Consider the following 18,849-nt stretch of genomic DNA (forward strand, 5'->3'; position numbering starts at 1 on the left):
GGCCGTGAGGCCGGGACCGCTTGCGAGGTGCGTCCCGGTGCAGGACCGGCGTGTGCCGGGTGCCTGCGGTGGCGGGGAAGCGCGCGAATTCCACGGGCATGGCAAAGGGCCTACCTGTGGTGCGGCCATCGTACGCGGTGCGGGCAGGGATCAGGAAATCGCCAGGAACCGGGAAAACCGCGGGCCCACGGGGGCGAGGCTCGGTAGGTTGGCGGCCCGTGAGCCGAGCCCTGGACGTCGTCGCGCCCCCACGGATGGGCCGCAGCTTCCGCTGGCTGCTCGGCTCGTCGTGGGTGAGCAACATCGGCGACGGGATCGCCCTGGCCGCCGGACCCCTGCTCGTCGCCTCGCAGACCCGCAACGCGGTGCTCGTGGCGCTCGCCGCGCTGCTGCAGCGCCTCCCCTGGCTGGTGTTCGGGCTGTGGGCCGGCGCCATCGCGGACCGGCTCGACCGCCGCGTCGTCGTCATGGTCGCGGACCTGCTGCGGGCCGTCGTGGTCGGGGTGCTCTGCCTGGCGATCGTCACCGGCCGGGTGTCCATCGCCCTGGTGCTCGTGACGATGTTCGTCTACGGCGTCGCGGAGGTCTTCGCGGACACCACGAGCAGCACGCTGCTGCCGATGCTCGTGCCCAAGGACGACCTGGGCATCGGCAACGCCCGGCTCCAGGCCGGCTACCTGACGATGAACCAGCTCGTGGGTCCCCCGGTCGGGGCGTTCCTCTTCGCCGCCGGGATGGCCTGGCCGTTCGTCGTCCAGGCCGTGTGCGTGGCCCTGGGCGTGCTGCTCGTCTCCCGGATCGCGACGCCGCGCGGCGCCGTGCGGGACACCCCGGCCACCCACGTGCGGCGCGACATCGCCGACGGTCTGCGGTGGATCCGGGGCCATGCGCCGGTGCGCACCCTCGCGCTGGTCATCCTCGCGTTCAACGTGACCTGGGGCGCGGCCTGGTCGGTGCTCGTCCTGTACTCCCTGGAGCACCTGCACATGGGCGAGGTGGGCTTCGGCCTGCTTACCACGGCCGCCGCGCTGGGCGGCCTGGTGGGGACCGGCGGATACGGCTGGCTGGAGCGCCGCGTCCCGCTCGCCGCCCTCATGCGCGCGTGCCTGCTGCTCGAGGTCCTGACCCACCTGGCGCTGGCTCTGACCACGACCGGCTGGGTGGCCATCGTGATCATGGTCGTCTTCGGTGCCTACGCCTTCGTCTGGGGCACGCTGTCGCAGGCGGTGCGCCAGCGTGCGGTGCCCCAGGAGTTCCAGGGCCGGGTCGGCAGCGTCTACCTGGTCGGGCTGTTCCTGGGGCTGGTCGTCGGGCAGGGGCTCGGCGGCGTCATCGCCGAGCGGTGGGGCCTGACCGCCCCCTTCTGGTTCGCCTTCGCGGGGTCCGCGGTGACGCTGGCGCTGGTATGGCGGCAGCTGGCCCACATCGCCCACGCCGACGCGGACTCCGACGCCGAGGCGGACGCGGGTGCCGTCGAGGCGTAGGCGGCCTAGCCTGCCGGGCATGGGACATCCGGCAGCCACTCCCCTGATCGAGCGCATGCAGGGCTTCGGGACGACCATCTTCGCGGAGATGAGCGCCCTGGCGACCCGCACCGGCGCGGTGAACCTCGGGCAGGGGTTCCCCGACACCGACGGCCCGCAGGTGATGCTCGAGGCCGCGGTGGACGCCATCCGCTCCGGGCGCAACCAGTACCCGCCGGGCCCCGGCGTGCCGGAGCTGCTGGCGGCGGTCGCCGGGCACCAGCGCCGGTTCTACGGCATACCGGTGGATCCGTCCTCCGAGGTGCTGGTGACCGCCGGGGCGACCGAGGCGATCGCGGCCACGGTCCTGGCCCTGTGCGAGCCGGGCGACGAGGTCGTGACGTTCGAGCCGTACTACGACTCCTACGCCGCGACCATCGCCCTGGCCGGGGCGCAGCGGCGCACCTCGGTGCTGCGCTTCCCGGACTTCGCCGTCGACGAGGCCTCGCTGCGCGCGGCGTTCTCCCCCCGCACCCGGCTGGTGCTGCTCAACACCCCGCACAACCCGACCGGCAAGGTGTTCACCCGGGCCGAGCTGGAGCTCATCGCGGCGCTGGCCCGCGAGCACGACGCGTGGGTGGTGACCGACGAGGTCTACGAGCACCTGGTCTTCGACGGCCTCGAGCACGTGCCGATGGCCACCCTGCCGGGAATGGCCGAGCGCACCCTCACGATCTCGTCGGCGGGCAAGACGTTCTCGGCGACCGGGTGGAAGGTCGGCTGGCTGACCGGGCCGGCCGAGGCGGTGACCGCGGTGCGCACGGTCAAGCAGTTCCTCACGTACGTCGCAAGCGGCCCGTTCCAGCCCGCGGTCGCCACCGCGCTGGACCTGCCCGACGAGGTGTATGCGGGGCTGTCCACCTCGCTGCAGGCCAAGCGCGGCCTGCTCTGCGAGGGCCTCGAAGGCGCCGGCCTGACGGTGGCGCGGCCGTCCGGGACCTACTTCGTGGTAGCCGACGCGGCACCGCTGGGCGTCACCGACGCGGTGGACTTCTGCCGGCGGATGCCCGAGCTGTGCGGCGTGGTCGGCGTGCCGGTGTCGGTGTTCCACGACGACGTCGACGCGGCGCGCACGCTGGTCCGGTTCGCGTTCTGCAAGCGGGACGACGTGCTGCACGAGGCGGTCCGCCGCCTGTCGGGGCTGACCATCCACGCCTGACCCCGATCCGGTCGCCTTCTCCCCCTCATCGAGCTGGACGTTGGTGCCCCTTCAGCGGCGCTGAAGGGACACCAACGTCCAGCTCGATGCGGCGCCTCCTTGCGGACGGGCCGAGCCGGGCCGCGCTGTCCACAAGGGGTATCGCGCTCGTCCCACCGTCCACAGGTCGCCCGGTGGCCGTCCCCGCGGCCGTCGGCCCGGTCCACGGTGGGGCCCATGCGCACCGCGATCGCCCTCGGCCTGCTGCTGCCCACCGCCCTCGGCGCCGTCCTCACCCAGGCCCGTGCGGCCCCGGGCGAGCCCGGGCGCAGCCCGGCCCCGGTCGTGTCGCGACGGGCGGTGGACTCCCCCGTTCGGCCAGTGGCCGCGCCCCCGGCGCCCGTGCCGGAGCCCGGCTCCCGGCCGCTGTCCCGGTGGGGCTGGCCACTGAGCCCACGCCCGGCGGTCCTGCGGGGCTTCACCAGGCCGGAGCACCAGTGGTCGGCGGGCCACCGTGGGGTCGACCTGGCGGCGCAGCCGGGCCAGCCGGTCCTGGCTGCGGCCGACGGCGTGGTGACCTTCGTCGGGACCGTCGCGGGGCGCGGCGTGGTCTCGGTGCGGCACCACGGCGGTTGGCGCACCACCTATGAGCCCCTGAGCCCCGTCGTCACGGTGGGCCGGCCGGTCCGGCGCGGCGACCGCCTGGGCGTCGTGGCCACCACCGCCGGCCACTGCGCGCCCCGCGCGTGCCTGCACTGGGGCGCCCTGCTCGGGGCTGACTACCGTGACCCGCTGACCCTGCTCACCCACCAGCGTCCCGTGCTGCTGCCGCTGCCCTGAGTCAGGGCCGCGTGGGCCACGGCCAGGCCTGGCACCCGCCGAGGGTGATCGTCTGCTGCTGCATCACCAGCGCCGGCGTGCCGCGGCGCGGGCAGGTCTGGTGTCCATGTCCCAGCCCGTGCCCGACCTCGTGGTTGACCTGGTAGATGCGGTAGCGCGCCACGTCGCGGCCGAAGCTGTCGTCGCCGAGCACCCAGCGCCGCAGGTTCAGCACCGCGCGGGTGCCGTTCCAGCAGGACACCTCCGAGCGCGTCTGCAGCGGGGCGCAGAGCCGGTCGGTCAGCTCAGGGCTGGCCAGCGTGACCCGGATGTCCACCGTGGCTCCCGCCGCTGACTGCGCCGGGGTGACGTTGACGAAGCGGACCAGGTCCTTGGTCTGCCAGCCGCGGCGGTCCAGCAGCGCCTTGCGCACGGTTGCGGCCACGGTGCGCGCGTCGACGCCGAGGCCGTCCTCGACCTCGACCGTGTAGCGCACGGTCCGCCCGGTGGCCGCCGAGGCGGGACCAGCCACCGGCACGACCCGGATCCGGCCGGTCCCGTGCCCCGGTGCCCCCGAACGGGTCGAGGTGCAGGACCGCGAGGGCGACCATGACCAGTCCCGCCGCCGCTGACAGCGTCCGACGCAACCGCACCCTGCGGCTGACCCGCCACACGCCGGGCCGGTCGGGGCGCTCCGTGGCTCGGCCCGGCTGTCGGGGATCTCCGGCGGGAGGTCGGGCTCGTACGCCGGCTGGTCGCGCCGGCGCCGGGGAGGACGGGCCCGAGGTCGCGGAGCGGTGGCCCCCGACCCCGCCACGGGACCGGGGGCGGTCGTCTGCGGGCTCACGCACGGGGGTGCGCCTGCTCGTAGGACCGGCGCAGCCGGTCGACCGAGACGTGCGTGTAGATCTGTGTAGTCGCCAGGCTGGCGTGCCCGAGCATCTCCTGGACCGTGCGCAGGTCGGCGCCGCCTTCGAGCAGGTGGGTGGCCGCGCTGTGACGCAGCCCGTGCGGGCCGAGGTCGGGGGCGTCCTGGACGTGGGACAGCAGGGCGTGGACGGCACTGCGCACCTGCCGCGGGTCCGCGCGGCGGCCGCGGCGGCCGAGCAGCAGCGCCGGACCGCTCTCGGGCGTCACCAGCTGCGGGCGGCCACGGTCCAGCCAGTCCTGCAACGCCCGTCGGGCGGGGTCACCGAACGGCACGACGCGCTCCTTGGCTCCCTTGCCCAGCACCCGCACGGTGCCCGCTGCCAGGTCCACGTCGTCGATGTCGAGGCCCACGAGCTCGCCCACCCGGACGGCGCTGGCGTAGAGCAGCTCCAGGGCGGCGCGGTCACGCAGGTGGATCGGGTCGTCGTCGTCGGAGGCCACGGCAGCGACGTCGAGGAGGTCGGTGGCCTCCGTCGGCTTGAGCACGGCGGGCAGGGACCGGGAGCGCTTGGGGGCAGCCAACCGCAGGGAGGGGTCGGTGGCGATCCGACCGGTGCGGGTGGCCCACTGCAGGAACGCTCGGGCCGCCGCTGCCCGGCGCGCGACCGTCGACCGTGCCGCGCCGGACTCGGACAGGTGCGCCAGCCACGACCGCAGGTCGGCCAGCTGCAGGTCCGCCAGCCCGGTGACCCCCCGCTCGGTGGCGAACCCCAGCAGCGAGCGCACGTCGCCGAGGTAGGCGCGCTGGGTGTGCTCCGAGCGGCCCCGCTCCGAGCGCAGGTGCCGCGCGAAGGCCTCGACCGCGTCGTCCGCTGCTGCGGAATCTCCTCCCGGCTCCGGCTCGCTGCTGGACACCTCGCCACCGTGGCAAACGACGCCGGCCCGGGCAAACACCGCCACCGGCGCGCCGCGGACTCGGCCGGGCCGCGACGTCCGGTCCCGAGCTCTCAACCAGGGCGTCATGCCACGACGGCGGACCGCTACGCCACGCCGTGATCCAGACCGGGACGCCGAGGCGGGTGCCTCACGACCGCCGCTGGCGCCAGCCCTCCCCGTGCCGCTCGGCCAGGCCGAGCAGCTCCAGCCGGCCCAGGCCGGCAGCCACCTCGGCCGGGGAGAGGCCGCCGGCGACGGCGAGCCGCTCCACAGGCACGCCGCGGCGCACCGGCAGGCTGGCGTGCACCCGGGCGGTGAGCTCGTCGAGGTCGTCACCGGGCCGGGCCGGCTCGCTGGGGCGTGTGGCGGAGTCGGCGCCGAGGTCCCCGAGCGCGTCGGCGACCTCGGCCGCGTCGGTCACCAGCACGGCGTAGCCGTCGCGCATCGCCTGGTGGCAGCCGGCCGACATCATCGAGGTGACCGGCCCGGGGACCGCTGCCACGACCCGGCCGTGCTCGGCGGCATGGCGGGCGGTGTTGAGCGACCCCGAGCGCAGTCCCGCCTCGACCACCACCGTGCCGACCGTCATCGTCGCGATGAGCCGGTTGCGCTGCAGGAACCGGGACTTCGTCGGCGCCGACGCGGGGGCGACCTCGCTGACCACGAGACCCGACTCGACGATGCGCCCGAGCAGCGTGGCGTGAGCGGCCGGGTAGGGCCGGTCGACGCCACCGGCGAGCACCGCCACGGTGGTGCCTTCGACCGCCAGGACACCGCGGTGGGCTGCCGCATCGATCCCGAACGCCGCCCCGGAGACCACGACGAACCCGCGCTCGGCGAGGCCCGCCGCGAGGTCGGTGGCGACCATCTCGCCATAGGCGGTGGCGCTGCGGGCACCCACGATGGCCGCGCTGCGTCGGCAGCCCGACGCCAGGTCTGCGGGGCCGCGCACCCAGAGGCAGAACGGCGGTGCGGCCAGGTCGTCCAGCCCGGTGGGCCAGTCGGGGTCGCCCGGGCACAGGACCCTTGCGCCGAACCGGGCCCCGACCTCCAGGTCGCGCTCGACGTCCAGCACACCCAGGCGAGGGGCGAACCGCTCCAGCGCCGGGTGGGCCTGCTCACGCACGGCCCGCAGCGCCTCGACCGCGCCGATCCGGGCGACGAGCGACACCGCCACCGCATCGCCGGGCTCGGCCAGCCGGCTCCAGGCCGCCCGGGCGAACCGGTCCTGGTCGAGCAGGCTGCTCGCCGGGGCGTTCATGCCGCCACCGCCGCGTGCGCCCGCAGCGTCAGGGCCAGCCCGACGTCCTGGCGGGTGGGCGAGCCGCCCCCGGCCAGGTCGCGCAGGGTCCAGGCCAGCCGCAGCACCCGGTCGTAGCCGCGCAGGGTCAGCAGGCCACGGTCGATCGCCCGGTCCAGGTCGGAGGTCGCGGCGGCGGGCAGGCGCAGCGCCCCGCGCCGCAGCTCGGAGCCGGGGACGTGGGAGTTCAGCCGCCACGGGGTGCCGGCCAGCCGCTGGGCCTGCAGCGCGCGGGCGGCCGCGACGCGCAGGGCCACTGCCGCCGTGGGCTCGCCGGGCTCGCCTGCCAGGGCGGCCCGGGTCACCGCGCGCACCGGCAGCTGCAGGTCGACCCGGTCGAGGACCGGACCGGCGATCTTGCCGAGGTAGGCCCGGCGCGCCATCGGCGTGCAGGAGCAGTCCGCGCCCTTGCCGAACCCCAGCCCGCACGGGCAGGGGTTGGCGGCCATGACCAGCTGGAACCGCGCCGGGTAGGTCACCACCCCGGAGGCCCGCGCCACGACGACCCGCCCGGCCTCGACCGGCTGGCGCAGCGCCTGGAGCACGTTGGTGCGGAACTCCGGCCCCTCGTCGAGGAACAGGACCCCGTGGTGGGCCTGGCTGATGGCGCCGGGGCGGATGACCCCGCTGCCGCCGCCGATGATCGCGGGCATCGAGGCGCCGTGGTGCGGGGCGACGAACGGTGGCCGGCGCACGAGCGCTCCTTCTCCGGGGAGGACGCCGAGCACCGACTGGATCGCCGTGACCTCCAGCGCCTGGTCGTGCTCCAGCTCCGGCAGCAGGCCGGGGAGGCGCTCGGCCAGCATCGTCTTGCCGGCGCCGGGCGGTCCGACCATGAACACGTGGTGCCCGCCGGCCGCCGCGATCTCCAGCGCCAGGCGGGCCTCGTCCTGCCCGACGACGTCGCGCAGGTCCGGCGGGGGCGCCAGGGCCGGCTCGGCCACGCTCACCACCTCGGGCTCCTCGGGCCGGCCACCCCGGCCGAGGACGACGTAGCGCTGCACCAGCTCGGCGAGGCACCTCACGGGGTGGACCCGGACATCGGGCACCAGGGCCGCCTCGGCGGCGTTGGCGGCCGGGACCACGACCTCGCGCACCCCCGCCCGGGCGGCGGCGAGCACGGCCGGGAGCACGCCCCGCACCGGACGGACGGTGCCGTCGAGGGCCAGCTCCCCGAGGTGCACCACCTCCTCCACGACCCCACCCGGCAGGGCGCCGGCGGCCGCGAGCACCGCGACGGCGATGGGCAGGTCGAAGCCGGAGCCGGCCTTGGGCAGCGAGGCCGGTGACAGGTTGACCGTGACCCGGCGGTGGGGCACCGGCACCCCGGAGTTGGACGCCGCCGCGCGGATCCGGTCCGGGGACTGCTTGCAGGCCGCGTCGGGCAGGCCGCTCACGGCGAACTGCGGCAGCCCCTGCGCGAAGTCGGCCTCCACCTCGACCATGGCACCCTCGATGCCGGACAGGGCGACCGACCGGGTGCGTCCGAGGGTCATGCCCACACCCCCACGAGGTGGTCGACCACGGCCGGGCCGCGCGGCGGGCGCAGCACCCCGATGACGTCGATGCGCACGTCGCGGGCGCCGACCTCGTGGTCGGCCAGCCAGCACGCCGCGAGCCGGCGCAGCCGGGCCGCCTTGCGCCAGGTCACCGCCTCGACGGGGCTGCCGAACGCGGTGCTGCGTCGGGTCTTGACCTCACAGACCACCAGGCAGTCGCCGTCCAGCGCGACGATGTCGATCTCGCCCTGGTCGCAGCGCCAGTTGCGGTCGACCACCTCCAGCCCCGCCTCGGTGAGGTAGCGCGCGGCCAGCCGCTCGCCATACGCACCGACCGCACTGGCGACCCGGTGCGGCATGCCGCCGGTCGCGCTCCCCTGCCCCGTCGCCCCCACGGCAACCACCTCCGGCCACCGATGCTGGCCGCCCCGGCCACCGGGCGACAGGGCCGGTGAGCGGCCTGTGGACGGTGGGACGACCGGCGACCCCCCATGTGGACAACCGGATCAGCCGCGGGCGTCCTCCGGGACCCCGCGCACGGCCAGCAGGTCGGAGCGCCGGAAGGCATAACCCACCATCCACGTCGGCTCGACCCGGCAGTAGACGATGTCCTCGCCCCAGCTCGACGGGGAGCTGCCGTAGTGGGCGGTCAGGTGCGCCTCGACCTCCGCGCGCTCGGGGTGGTCCGGCCCGAGGAACTCCACGTGGCCGTGCGTGAACACCCCCAGGTCGTCCCCCTCGAGGTATGCCGCGCTGGTCGCCGGGCGCGCCCGCAGGTGGTGCGCCTTGTGCGCGGAGCCGCTGGTGGTGAAGACCCACCGCCCGTGCAGCAGGTGCCCGTCCAGGCCGCTGATGCGCGGCTCCCCGGCGGCGGTCACCGTGGCCACGGCGAGCGTGCGCATGCCGGTGAGCAGCCCGGTCAGCTCGCGGGCGGTCAGCGTGCGCTCGTCGGTGATGATGCCGCGCAGGTGGCCCCCGGCACCGGCATGGGAGCGGTCGAGCAGGGCCTGCAGCCGGTCGAGGTCGGCGGGTGTCTCGAGCATGCCCCGATCATCACCCCGGTCGCCGACAGGTGGCAGCCCACGCGCCGGCCGTGGACCGGCGCCGGGCTCAGCCGGAGAAGCCGCCCTCCTTGGGCAGCTCGAGGTCGCTCTTGGCCAGCTCCTCGACGTTGACGTCCTTGAACGTCACGACGCGCACGTTCTTGACGAACCGCGCCGGGCGGTAGACGTCCCACACCCAGGCATCGGCCATGGTCACGTCGAAGTAGACGTCGCCGCCGTCGTTGCACACCTTCACGTCGACGGAGTTGGCGAGGTAGAACCGGCGCTCGGTCTCCACCACGTGGGAGAAGAGGCCGACGACGTCGCGGTACTCCCGGTAGAGCTGCAGCTCCATCTCGGTCTCGTACTTCTCGAGGTCCTCGGCACTCATACGACGCTCATCTCCACGGTCTCCGGCGGGGTGCTGCTGCCCTCATCATCCCCCACGGGGGCCGCCTCGGGGCCCGTCTGCGCCGGCACCACGCCGGGCAGCCGCCAGGACCGCCGGTGGTGCTCGCAGGGACCGTGCTGCTCCAGCGCGGCGAGGTGCTCGGGTGCGGAGTAGCCCTTGTTGAGCTCCCAGCTGTATGCCGGGGACCCGGCAGCGAGCTGCACCATGATCGCGTCACGCTCGACCTTGGCCAGCACGCTGGCCGCGGCCACCGACGAGCACTTCATGTCCGCCTTGACCATCGTGGTCACCGGCGGGGTGGCGGGACCGGTCCCGTCGTCGAGCAGGCCGAGCAGGCCGACGCGCTCGGGGTCGGTGAGCCAGTCGTGGTTGCCGTCGAGGATGACGAGGTCGGGGGTCACGGGCAGGGCGGCCAGCGCCCGGGTCCCGGCCAGCCGCAGCGCGGCCATGATGCCGATGGCGTCGATCTCCTCCGGGGAGGCGTGCCCCACGGCATGGGCCCGGGCCCAGCGCTCGATCTTGGGCACCATCCGCTCGCGGGCCAGGTGGCTGAGCAGCTTGGAGTCCTTGACGCCCTGCGGCGCGGTGCGACAGGTCTCGTCGATGACGACGACGCCCACGCTGACCGGTCCGGCCAGCGCACCCCGGCCGACCTCGTCCATGCCGGCCAGGACGCGGTGGCCCTGCCGTTGCAGCTCGCGCTCGACCCGCAGTGAGGGCTTCCGGCTCGCGGTCGCCCCGGCCATCAGTGCCCCGAGGCGGTGGTCTGCGGCGGCGGCACCTTGGCGAACGTGGCCGTGGGCCGGCTCAGCCAGGACCAGTCTGCGACGGGCCAGACCACGGACAGGGCCCGCCCGACGATCTTGGACTCGGGCACCGACCCGGTCTTGCCGCCGTCGCCGTTGTCGTGGAACCGGGAGTCGGAGGAGTCGGAGCGGTGGTCGCCCATCACCCACACCCGTCCGGCGGGCACGGTGATGTCGAACTCCTGCCGGCTCGGCTCGTCGCCCGGCTTGATGTAGGGCTCGTTCAGCGGCGCGCCGTTGACGGTGATCCGGTGCTGGTCGTCGCAGCACACCACGTGGTCGCCGGGCAGCCCGATGACCCGCTTGATGAGGTGGTTGCCCTCGTCGGTGGGCAGCAGGCCCACGAAGGTCAGGGTGTTGTGGACGGCGGCACCGACCGGCCCGCGCTGCACCGGCACCGGCTCGCCGAGCCAGTTGGCCGGGTCCTCGAAGACGACGACGTCGCCGCGCTGGAGGGCGAACGGCCCCGGCGTGAGCTTGCTGACGATGACGCGGTCGCCGTTGACGAGGGTGTTCTCCATCGACCCGGAGGGGATGTAGAACGCCTGCATCAGCCAGGTCTTGACCACCAGGGACAGGACCAGGGCCATGCCGACGACGATCGCGGCCTCCTTGACCGCGGAGAGCACGGCGCGTCCGGGACCCTGCCGCCGGTCACCGGGGCCGATCTCGTAGACGGTCTCCTCGTGCTCGAGCTCGTCGTCGTGCTCCAGGTCGTCGTGGGCCGCGCCTGCCGGCACTCCGGCCGCCGGCACTCCGGCCGCCGGCACGTCAGCCGCGGGCGCGTCCGGTGCGGGCGCGTCGGCCGGCACCTGCCCGGAGCGGTCGACGGGTGTGCCTCCGGGCGGACCGTGGGGCATGGGCTCCTGGACGTCCTCGGGCAGGTCGGGGCGAGGGTTCCCTGTCACGTTCACCGCTGGCCCTGGGCAGCCGGGATGCCGGCGAGCTCGCCGGGCGAGCTCAGCGTCGCCGTCCGGCCCAGGGGCCAGTACACGAGCGCCGCTCGCCCGATCACGTCATCCAGCCGCACCATTCCTCCTCCGGGGTCGCCCAGGTGGGCGCGTGAGTCTGCCGAGTCGCTGCGGTGGTCACCCATGACCCAGATGTGCCCCGCCGGGACGGTGACGTCGAAGGTCAGGTCACTGGGCTTGTCACCGGGGTAGAGGTAGGGCTCGTGCACGGCCACCCCGTTGACGCGCAGGGCCCCCTGGGCGTCACAGCAGACGACGTGGTCGCCGGCGACGCCGACGACCCGCTTGACGTAGTCGCTCTCGTGCGTCTGGACCGACAGCAGCGAGGCCGCGCCGCTCACGACCTTGGTGACCAGGCCGGTCGGCGCCGGCCCGGTGGAGCCGCCGGCGGCGAACGTGGTGCTGCCGTCGAACACGACGACGTCCCCCCGGTGCACGGTCCCCAGCCTGGTCACCATGATCCGGTCACCGGGCTGCAGCGTGGGCTGCATCGAGGCGGACGGCACGTAGAACGACTGGACGAGAAAACCCCGGACCACCAGCGTCACCAGCAGCGCGACGACGACCACGACCAGCCAGCGCAGTCGCGTGGCGTGACGTGGCGCGACCTCCCGCCCAGCGGGGGTCGTCGTCGTGTCGGCAGGTGCCGTGGGCGGTCCGGGGTTCATCGGTCCCGAGCCTAGTCTGCGAGCCTGTGAAGGCACGCGCCGGCGGAGCAGTCGATGTCGACCTGGCCTCAGCGGGCCGGGGTCGTCTCGCGCTTCTCCTTGATCTTGGCGGCCTTGCCGCGCAGGTCGCGCAGGTAGTACAGCTTGGCGCGACGGACGTCACCGCGGGTCATGACCTCGATCTTGTCGATGATCGGGGTGTGCACCGGGAAGGTGCGCTCCACGCCGACACCGAAGCTGACCTTGCGGACGGTGAAGGTCTCGCCGACGCCGCGGCCGTGGCGGCGGATGACGACACCCTGGAAGACCTGGACACGCGAGCGGTTGCCCTCGACGACCTTGACGTGGACCTTGAGGGTGTCACCGGCGCGGAAGGCCGGGACGTCGTCGCGGAGGCTCGTCTGGTCGATGGCGTCGAGCTGGTGCATGATCAGTTCGCTTTCCCGCCGGTGCCACAGGTCACCGAGCGCGTCAGGTGCTGGAGCAGGGGCATCGCCCGGCCCAGCGTCATCTCGTATGGGTGCTCCCGCGAGCCGTGGATCGCAGCACTCCCCCTGTGGCAGGGGCGCGAATCGGTGCAGGACGCGAGGAGTCAGTCTGCCACAGCGGACGGCCCGGACTGAAATCCGCCGGCGGCCTCGGTGAGCACGGCCCGATCCCGCTCGTCCAGGGCGGCGGGGTCGAGCGCGGCGAGCATGTCCGGGCGCCGCTGCGCGGTGCGCCGCAGCCGCTCGTCACGGCGCCAGCGCGCGATCTGGCCGTGGTGCCCGGACAGCAGCACCTCCGGTATGCCGCGCCCGCGCCACACCGGGGGCTTGGTGTAGACGGGGTACTCCAGCAGGCCGTCCTCGTGCGACTCCTCGACGAGGGACTCGGCGTTGCCGATCACGCCGGGGATGAGGCGGGCGATCGCCTCGACCATGGCCAGCACGGCGACCTCGCCGCCGTTGAGGACGTAGTCGCCGAGGGACAGCACGCTGACCGGCATGTGCTCGCGCGCCTCGTCGTAGACGCGCTCGTCGATGCCCTCGTAGCGCCCGCAGGCGAAGGCGAGCCAGGGCTGCTGCGCGAGCTCGCGGGCCAGCTCCTGGGTGAACGGCCGGCCGCCGGGGCCCGGCACGACCAGGTGCGGCACTCCCCCGCCGACCGCCGCGGCCCCGGCGGCGACGACGTGGTCCAGCGCCTCGCCCCACGGCTCGGGCCGCATGACCATGCCGGCGCCGCCGCCGTACGGCGTGTCGTCGACCGTGCGGTGCCGGTCGTGGGTGAAGTCGCGCAGGTCGTGCACGTGCAGGTCGACCAGTCCCTCCCGGCGGGCCTTGCCGATCAGCGACAGGTCCAGCGGCGCCAGGTAGTCGGGGAAGATCGAGACGACGTCCAGGCGCATGTCAGCCCTCGTCCAGCTCGAGCAGCCCGGCCGGCGGGTCGATGACGACCCGGCCGCCCTCGACGTCGACCTCGGGCACCAGGGCCTCGACGAACGGCACCAGCGCCTCGCGTCCGCTCGCGAGCCGCACGACGAGCAGGTCCTGCGCGGGCCGGCTGTCGACGCCGGCGACCTCGCCGACCTCCTCGCCGGCGACGGTCAGGACGCGCAGCCCGACGAGGTCCTTCTCGTACCACGCGTTCTCGTCGTCCTCGTCCTCCTCGACGTCGGCGACGAGCAGCGTCCCGCGCAGCGCTTCGGCGGCCGTGCGGTCAGTCGCCTCCTCGAAGCCGAGCAGGGTGATGCCGTTGTGGTCTCGGACGCTGCGCAGGCGCAGCGGGCCGGCCTGTGCCGGGTCGGTGGTGAACGACCTGCCCACGACGAACCGCTCCTGCGGCGCGTCCGTGCGCACCTCCACGGTCACCTCTCCGCGCAGCCCGTGCGCCTTGCCGATACGTGCCACCACGACGTCCATGGCGCAGATCCTCTCAGGTCCGGCGGACCCGGCCGGACGGCATACCGGCGGGGATGCCCGGGGAGGTGGTCAGGGACCGGGAAGGGCTTGGTCAAGATCGCGTATGCCCCGTTGACCGCGCCGTCGGCGCGTCCCTAGCGTCGGCCCACTTTCGTTGACCAGTCACCAATGGCGGAGGCACCCGGGATGGTCGAGAGCTCGAGCAGGGCCCTGCACGAACAGCTGCAACGCATCTACGTCCTGCTCGACGACGGAGACCGTCGGGCCCTGCGCGGGGCGGGGGTGAGCCCGACGCAGTACACCCTGCTGCGCCACCTCGCGGCCTCCCCCTCCGACGCCCTGACCATCAGCCGCCTCGCGGAGGTGCTGCTGTGCACGCGGGGCAACGCGACCCGCCTGGTGCGCCGACTGGTCGAGCACGGCCTGGTCTGCACCCGCGGCGACGAGTCCGACCTGCGGGTCGTCCTGGTCTCCCTCACCGAGGAGGGCCGGCGCCGCCTCGGCATCGCCGAGCGGGCCCTGGACAAGGCCAACCACCGCCGGTTCAGCGGCCTGAGCGAGCAGGAGTGCTCGGCCCTGCACGACCTGACCCAGACCGTCGCCGACGTCCTCGGCAAGGACCTGGAGAACCACCCGTGAGCGCCTTCGCCCGCCGCCACCTCGGCGTGCTGGCCGTCACCTGCGGCCTGCTGGCCACCCCGGCCCTCCTCCCGACCGCGCACGCCGACGCCCCGGTCACCAACCGCGCCAGCCTCAAGCAGGACCTGTGCTACCAGGTGGTGACCGACCGGTTCGCCGACGGCAACACCAGCAACGACGACCCGGCCAAGAGCCCGGGGATGTACGACGCCACGAAGACGAACTGGAAGCTCTACTGGGGCGGGGACTTCGCCGGCATCCAGCAGCACCTGCAGTACCTCAAGGACCTCGGCGTCACCGCGATCTGGATGTCCCCGCACGTGGACAACATCGACAAGCCGGCCGTCTACAACGGCGTCCCCAACGCCGGCTACCACGGCTACTGGACCCGCGACTTCAAGCGCCCCGAGGAGCACTTCGGCACCCTCGCCGAGTTCGACTCGCTCATCAGCGCGGCCCACTCCATGGGCATCAAGGTGATCATGGACTGGGCGCCCAACCACACCAGCCCGGCCGACCCGGCCAACCCCTCCTTCGCCGAGGGCGGGGCGCTCTACGACGACGGCGTGCTCAAGGGCACCGCGGTCAACGACACGAGTGGCTACTTCCACCACAACGGCGGCATCAGCAACTACGACGACCGCTACGAGGTGCAGTACAAGAACCTCGCCGACCTCGCCGACCTCGACCAGCAGAACGGCACGGTCAACTCCCTCCTCAAGACCGACGCGAACTACTGGATGAGCCGCGGGGTCGACGGCATCCGCATGGACGCCGTGAAGCACATGTCCAGCGGGTGGCAGCGCTCCTTCGCCGACAACGTCCTGGCGAGCAAGGACGCCTTCCTCTACGGCGAGTGGTACCTCGGGTCCAAGACCGACCCGCTGTATGCCGACAACGTCCGCTTCGCCAACGACAGCGGCATCTCGGTGCTGGACTTCTACCTCAACATCGCCATGCGCGAGACGTTCGGCTCCGGCGCCCCGATGTCCAACCTCGACGCGGCGATCGCCAGGACGGGGACGGACTACACCTACAAGGAGAACCTGGTCACCTTCCTGGACAACCACGACATGTCCCGGTTCCTGACCCTGAAGAACGACACGACCGCGCTGCACGACGCGCTGGCGTTCATGCTCACCGTCCGCGGCACGCCGTGCCTCTACTACGGCACCGAGCAGTACCTGCACAACGACACCAGCGGCGGCGGGGACCCGTGGAACCGGCCTCAGATGCCGGGGTTCGGCGAGACGACCACGGCGTTCAAGGAGATCCAGAAGCTGTCCGCGCTGCGCCAGAACCAGCCGGCGCTGGCCTGGGGCACCCACCAGCAGCGGTGGATCAACAACGACGTCTACGTCTACGAGCGCCGGTTCAACAACGACACCGTGCTCGTCGCGATCAACAAGTCCGGCGCGGCCTACCCGATCGCCGGGCTCAACACCGCCCTGCCCGCGGGCAGCTACACCGACCAGCTCGGCGGCCTGCTGGGCGGGCAGTCGATCACCGTCGGCAGCGGCACCGGCGGCAACAACCCGGTGACCTCCTTCACCCTCGGCGGCGGCCAGGTCGCGGTGTGGTCGTACAAGGGGCCCGAGCCCTCCTCCCCCACGATCGGCAGCGCCGCGCCCACGCTCACCCGGGCCGGCAACACGATCACCGTCGAGGGCCGCGGGTTCGGCACCTCGGGCACGCTCAAGGTCGGCGGGGTGACGGCGTCGGTCTCCAGCTGGGGCGCCAACCGGGTCACCGCAACGGTGCCGTCAGGCACCCCGGCGGGGATCCAGCAGGTCACGGTGACCACGAGCGGCGGCACCAGCAACGGCTACGCGCTCAAGGTGCTCTCCGGGGCGCAGGTACCGGTGACGTTCACGGTCACCAACGCCACGCCGACCAACCCCGGGGACAACATCTACATCAGCGGCAGCATCCCCGAGCTCGGCAGCTGGTCGACCGACCGCAACACCGCCGTCGGCCCGCTCCTGACGCCCAACTACCCGAACTGGTTCGGCGTCGCCAGCGTCCCCGCGTGCACGACGTTCCAGTACAAGTTCCTCAAGATCGCCGCCGACGGCACGGCCACCTGGGAGAACGGCGCCAACCACACCGACACCGCGCCGTGCTCCGGCACCAGCGCGACCACGGTCGCCTGGCAGTACTGACCCCGGACACGACGAACGGCGGGGTATGCCGCGGACGTGAGTCCACGGCATACCCCGCCGTTGCGGTTCGTGCAGGTCGCGTCCGGGGACGCGACCGGGGCGCGTCAGCGCTGACGGTCGGTGTCGACGATGTCGACGCGGACCGGCTGGCCACCGGCGAGCGCACCCATGACGGTGCGCAGGGCGCTGGCGGTGCGGCCGGACCGACCGATCACGCGGCCGAGGTCGTCCGGGTGGACGCGGACCTCGAGGACCTCACCGCGGCGCAGCTCCTTGCGCCGGACGGCGACCTCGTCCTCGTGGTCGACGATGCCCTTGACGAGGTGCTCGAGCGCCTCCTCGAGCACGGTCAGGCCTCGGCCTTCGCGGTCTCGTCGGCAGCGGCCTCCTCGGCGGCGGGGACCTCGGCGGGCGCCTCGTCAGCCTTCTTGGCGGCCTTCTTCTTCGGCGTGGTGGCGGCGGAGCCGCTCTCCTCGGCCTTGCCGGCAGCGGCGATGGCGGCCTCGTAGAGGTCCTTCTTGGAGGGCTTGGCCTCCTTGACCTTGAGGGTGCCCTCGGCGCCCGGCTCACCCTTGAACTTCTGCCAGTCGCCGGTGATCTTCAGCAGCTTCTCGACCTGCTCGGTCGGCTGGGCGCCGACGGAGAGCCAGTGCTGGGCCCGCTCGGAGTCGATCTCGATGAGCGAGGGCTCCTCGGTGGGGTGGTACTTGCCGATCTCCTCGATCGCACGACCATCGCGCTTGGCGCGGGAGTCCATGACGACGACGCGGTAGAACGGTGCACGGATCTTGCCCATGCGCTTCAGACGAATCTTGACGGCCACGGTTGTGGTGTCTCCTGTTTCTGGTTGTGAGCACGGCGAGACCGGGTGGGGAACACGCGGGGAGCCGACGCTCGGTGTGTAGGCGTTCCAGCCAGCCGAGAGGGTGGTGGCTGGACGGGTACAGCCGACCATTCTGCCAGACGCGGGCGGGGAGCCCGACCACGAGCGGTCAGCGGTTCTGCCACGCCCCCGGGTCGGTGGCCAGCTCGCGCACTTGCTCGGGCAGCGCGCCGGTGCGCAGCTGCTCCAGGCTGGTCTCGTCCAGGACGCGGCGCAGGCTGGCGCGCACGGCCACCCAGACCACGGGCAGGTGCTTGGCCACCCCCTCGTATGCCGTCTCGTGCGGCCGCAGGCCGCGCACCTCCGCGAGCGGCCCGTCCACGACCCGGAACACCTCGCCGAGGGTGATCTCGGCGGCCGGCCGGGCCAGGGTGTAGCCGCCGGAGGCACCGCGCTGGCTGGTCACGATGCCGGCCCGGCGCAGGTCGGACAGGATCGCCTCGAGGAACTTCTTCGGCAGCGTCTGGGCGGAGGCCAGCACCTCGACCGACACGGGGCCGCCGGGGCGCTCGGCCAGCGCGAGCAGCGCCCGGATCGCGTAGTCGGTCTTGGCGGAGATGTCCACGCGCTGATTCTGTCCCACCCGAAGCCCGGCGCGCGGGACGGGGCGGGTGCAGCATCGAGGCATGTCGTTCTTCCCGCCGCTGCGCGAGCCGGATCCGCCGCCCCCGAGGAGCTACGGGAGCGGACCGGGTGCGGCACCGCCCAACTGGGTCCCCGGTGCCGTGCCCTGGTCGGTCCTGTTGGCCCGCGGCACCGACACGGCCGTGGCCCTCACCCACGCCGCCGCCTACCCGCAGGGGCTGACCTTCACCGTGACGACGCTGCTCCGCCCGGGCAGTGAAGGGGACCGGGACGACGTGCACTGGCGCCCGCGCACTGGCTCAGCGCAGGGACTGCGCCTCGGCCTGGAGGTCGCCGACGGGCGGCGTGCGTACGCCGGCGGTGGGCTCGGGCCCGTACCGGCACCGGGGCCACACCCTCCTGACGGGTTCGACCTGGTCTCGCACGAGGGAGGTGGCGGCGCCCTGGTCTACCGCCACTTCTGCTGGATGTGGCCCCTGCCTCCCGTCGGTGCCCTGACCTTCTGGTGCGAGTGGCAGGCCCGAGGCATACCGGAGACGAGCGTCGAGGTCGACGCGACGGACGCGGTCGAGGCCGCCCGGCGGGCGGTCGAGCTCTGGCCGATGCCCGAGCCGCCCCAGGGTCGGTCCGGCCCGGGCGAGCCGGGAAGCCCGGACTGGTACCTGTCCGGCGGTGGATGAGCGGCGGGGGTGAG

The 18,849-nt window shown here is 73.6% G+C and carries 22 protein-coding genes; 6 read left to right on the plus strand and 16 right to left on the minus strand.

Features of this window, described 5'->3' with window-relative positions; all coding sequences use genetic code 11:
* The first annotated feature begins 254 nt into the window (after positions 1-254).
* The 3 genes from FB474_RS12575 to FB474_RS12585 all read left to right on the plus strand — a co-directional run bounded on the left by FB474_RS12575 (position 255) and on the right by FB474_RS12585 (position 3,501).
* Positions 255-1,484: an MFS transporter gene (locus tag FB474_RS12575; protein ID WP_141789970.1), complete on the plus strand. Its 1,230-nt coding sequence runs from the start codon at positions 255-257 to the stop codon at positions 1,482-1,484.
* Between the two features lie 19 nt (positions 1,485-1,503).
* The gene (locus FB474_RS12580; protein WP_141788963.1) at positions 1,504-2,682 is read left to right on the plus strand and encodes a pyridoxal phosphate-dependent aminotransferase; all 1,179 of its coding nucleotides are present in this window, start codon (positions 1,504-1,506) and stop codon (positions 2,680-2,682) included.
* Between the two features lie 216 nt (positions 2,683-2,898).
* Positions 2,899-3,501: a M23 family metallopeptidase gene (locus FB474_RS12585; RefSeq protein WP_141788964.1), complete on the plus strand. Its 603-nt coding sequence runs from the start codon at positions 2,899-2,901 to the stop codon at positions 3,499-3,501.
* 1 nt (position 3,502) lies between these two features.
* Here the strand turns inward: FB474_RS12585 and FB474_RS21355 are convergent, their stop codons facing one another.
* From FB474_RS21355 to rimM, 13 genes are all read right to left on the minus strand, one after another.
* On the minus strand, positions 3,503-4,327 hold the full coding sequence (locus FB474_RS21355; protein WP_342778123.1) for a DUF3152 domain-containing protein: 825 nt from the start codon (positions 4,325-4,327) through the stop codon (positions 3,503-3,505).
* A complete protein-coding gene (locus FB474_RS12595; protein WP_246092166.1) occupies positions 4,324-5,265 on the minus strand; it encodes a tyrosine recombinase XerC in 942 nt (313 codons plus the stop codon). Before FB474_RS12595 ends, FB474_RS21355 begins: the two co-directional genes overlap by 4 nt.
* Before the next feature lie 169 nt (positions 5,266-5,434).
* The gene (dprA, locus tag FB474_RS12600; RefSeq protein WP_141788966.1) at positions 5,435-6,547 is read right to left on the minus strand and encodes a DNA-processing protein DprA; all 1,113 of its coding nucleotides are present in this window, start codon (positions 6,545-6,547) and stop codon (positions 5,435-5,437) included.
* The gene (locus FB474_RS12605; protein WP_141788967.1) at positions 6,544-8,082 is read right to left on the minus strand and encodes a YifB family Mg chelatase-like AAA ATPase; all 1,539 of its coding nucleotides are present in this window, start codon (positions 8,080-8,082) and stop codon (positions 6,544-6,546) included. The genes dprA and FB474_RS12605 overlap by 4 nt, the downstream gene beginning before the upstream one ends.
* Positions 8,079-8,444, minus strand: a complete 366-nt coding sequence (locus FB474_RS12610; RefSeq protein WP_141789972.1) for a YraN family protein — start codon at positions 8,442-8,444, stop codon at positions 8,079-8,081. The genes FB474_RS12605 and FB474_RS12610 overlap by 4 nt, the downstream gene beginning before the upstream one ends.
* A 147-nt stretch (positions 8,445-8,591) precedes the next feature.
* Positions 8,592-9,128 carry a pyridoxamine 5'-phosphate oxidase family protein gene (locus FB474_RS12615; RefSeq protein WP_141788968.1) on the minus strand — a complete coding sequence of 179 codons (537 nt, stop codon included), beginning with the start codon at positions 9,126-9,128 and terminating at the stop codon, positions 8,592-8,594.
* Between the two features lie 67 nt (positions 9,129-9,195).
* Complete coding sequence (locus tag FB474_RS12620) at positions 9,196-9,519, minus strand: DUF2469 domain-containing protein (protein ID WP_141788969.1); 324 nt, start codon at positions 9,517-9,519, stop codon at positions 9,196-9,198.
* Entirely contained in the window at positions 9,516-10,286 is a 771-nt protein-coding gene (locus FB474_RS12625) for a ribonuclease HII (RefSeq protein WP_141788970.1), read from the minus strand. The genes FB474_RS12620 and FB474_RS12625 overlap by 4 nt, the downstream gene beginning before the upstream one ends.
* A complete protein-coding gene (gene lepB, locus FB474_RS12630; RefSeq protein WP_342778124.1) occupies positions 10,286-11,254 on the minus strand; it encodes a signal peptidase I in 969 nt (322 codons plus the stop codon). Before lepB (FB474_RS12630) ends, FB474_RS12625 begins: the two co-directional genes overlap by 1 nt.
* A 2-nt stretch (positions 11,255-11,256) precedes the next feature.
* Positions 11,257-11,985, minus strand: coding sequence for a signal peptidase I (gene lepB / locus FB474_RS12635; protein ID WP_141788971.1), 729 nt, complete (start codon positions 11,983-11,985; stop codon positions 11,257-11,259).
* A gap of 68 nt (positions 11,986-12,053) precedes the next feature.
* On the minus strand, positions 12,054-12,413 hold the full coding sequence (gene rplS / locus FB474_RS12640; RefSeq protein ID WP_141788972.1) for a 50S ribosomal protein L19: 360 nt from the start codon (positions 12,411-12,413) through the stop codon (positions 12,054-12,056).
* A gap of 164 nt (positions 12,414-12,577) precedes the next feature.
* Entirely contained in the window at positions 12,578-13,372 is a 795-nt protein-coding gene (trmD, locus tag FB474_RS12645) for a tRNA (guanosine(37)-N1)-methyltransferase TrmD (protein ID WP_141788973.1), read from the minus strand.
* A gap of 1 nt (position 13,373) precedes the next feature.
* Positions 13,374-13,886, minus strand: coding sequence for a ribosome maturation factor RimM (gene rimM, locus FB474_RS12650; RefSeq protein WP_141788974.1), 513 nt, complete (start codon positions 13,884-13,886; stop codon positions 13,374-13,376).
* Between the two features lie 168 nt (positions 13,887-14,054).
* Here rimM and FB474_RS12655 point away from each other — a divergent pair, with 168 nt between their 5' ends.
* On the plus strand, positions 14,055-14,525 hold the full coding sequence (locus FB474_RS12655) for a MarR family winged helix-turn-helix transcriptional regulator (protein ID WP_141788975.1): 471 nt from the start codon (positions 14,055-14,057) through the stop codon (positions 14,523-14,525).
* Positions 14,522-16,687, plus strand: coding sequence for an alpha-amylase family glycosyl hydrolase (locus FB474_RS12660; RefSeq protein ID WP_141788976.1), 2,166 nt, complete (start codon positions 14,522-14,524; stop codon positions 16,685-16,687). Before FB474_RS12655 ends, FB474_RS12660 begins: the two co-directional genes overlap by 4 nt.
* Before the next feature lie 104 nt (positions 16,688-16,791).
* On the opposite strand, the gene FB474_RS12665 is transcribed toward FB474_RS12660, so the two are convergent.
* The 3 genes from FB474_RS12665 to FB474_RS12675 all read right to left on the minus strand — a co-directional run bounded on the left by FB474_RS12665 (position 16,792) and on the right by FB474_RS12675 (position 18,135).
* Positions 16,792-17,034 carry an RNA-binding protein gene (locus FB474_RS12665; RefSeq protein WP_141788977.1) on the minus strand — a complete coding sequence of 81 codons (243 nt, stop codon included), beginning with the start codon at positions 17,032-17,034 and terminating at the stop codon, positions 16,792-16,794.
* A 2-nt stretch (positions 17,035-17,036) separates the two neighbouring features.
* Positions 17,037-17,510, minus strand: a complete 474-nt coding sequence (rpsP, locus tag FB474_RS12670) for a 30S ribosomal protein S16 (RefSeq protein ID WP_141788978.1) — start codon at positions 17,508-17,510, stop codon at positions 17,037-17,039.
* 169 nt (positions 17,511-17,679) lie between these two features.
* Positions 17,680-18,135, minus strand: coding sequence for an RrF2 family transcriptional regulator (locus tag FB474_RS12675; protein ID WP_141788979.1), 456 nt, complete (start codon positions 18,133-18,135; stop codon positions 17,680-17,682).
* A gap of 61 nt (positions 18,136-18,196) precedes the next feature.
* Between FB474_RS12675 and FB474_RS12680 the strand changes: the two genes are divergently transcribed.
* The gene (locus tag FB474_RS12680) at positions 18,197-18,835 is read left to right on the plus strand and encodes a hypothetical protein (protein WP_141788980.1); all 639 of its coding nucleotides are present in this window, start codon (positions 18,197-18,199) and stop codon (positions 18,833-18,835) included.
* Positions 18,836-18,849: the final 14 nt, after the last annotated feature.

The sequence above is a fragment of the Oryzihumus leptocrescens genome, assembly GCF_006716205.1.
GTDB lineage: Bacteria > Actinomycetota > Actinomycetes > Actinomycetales > Dermatophilaceae > Oryzihumus > Oryzihumus leptocrescens.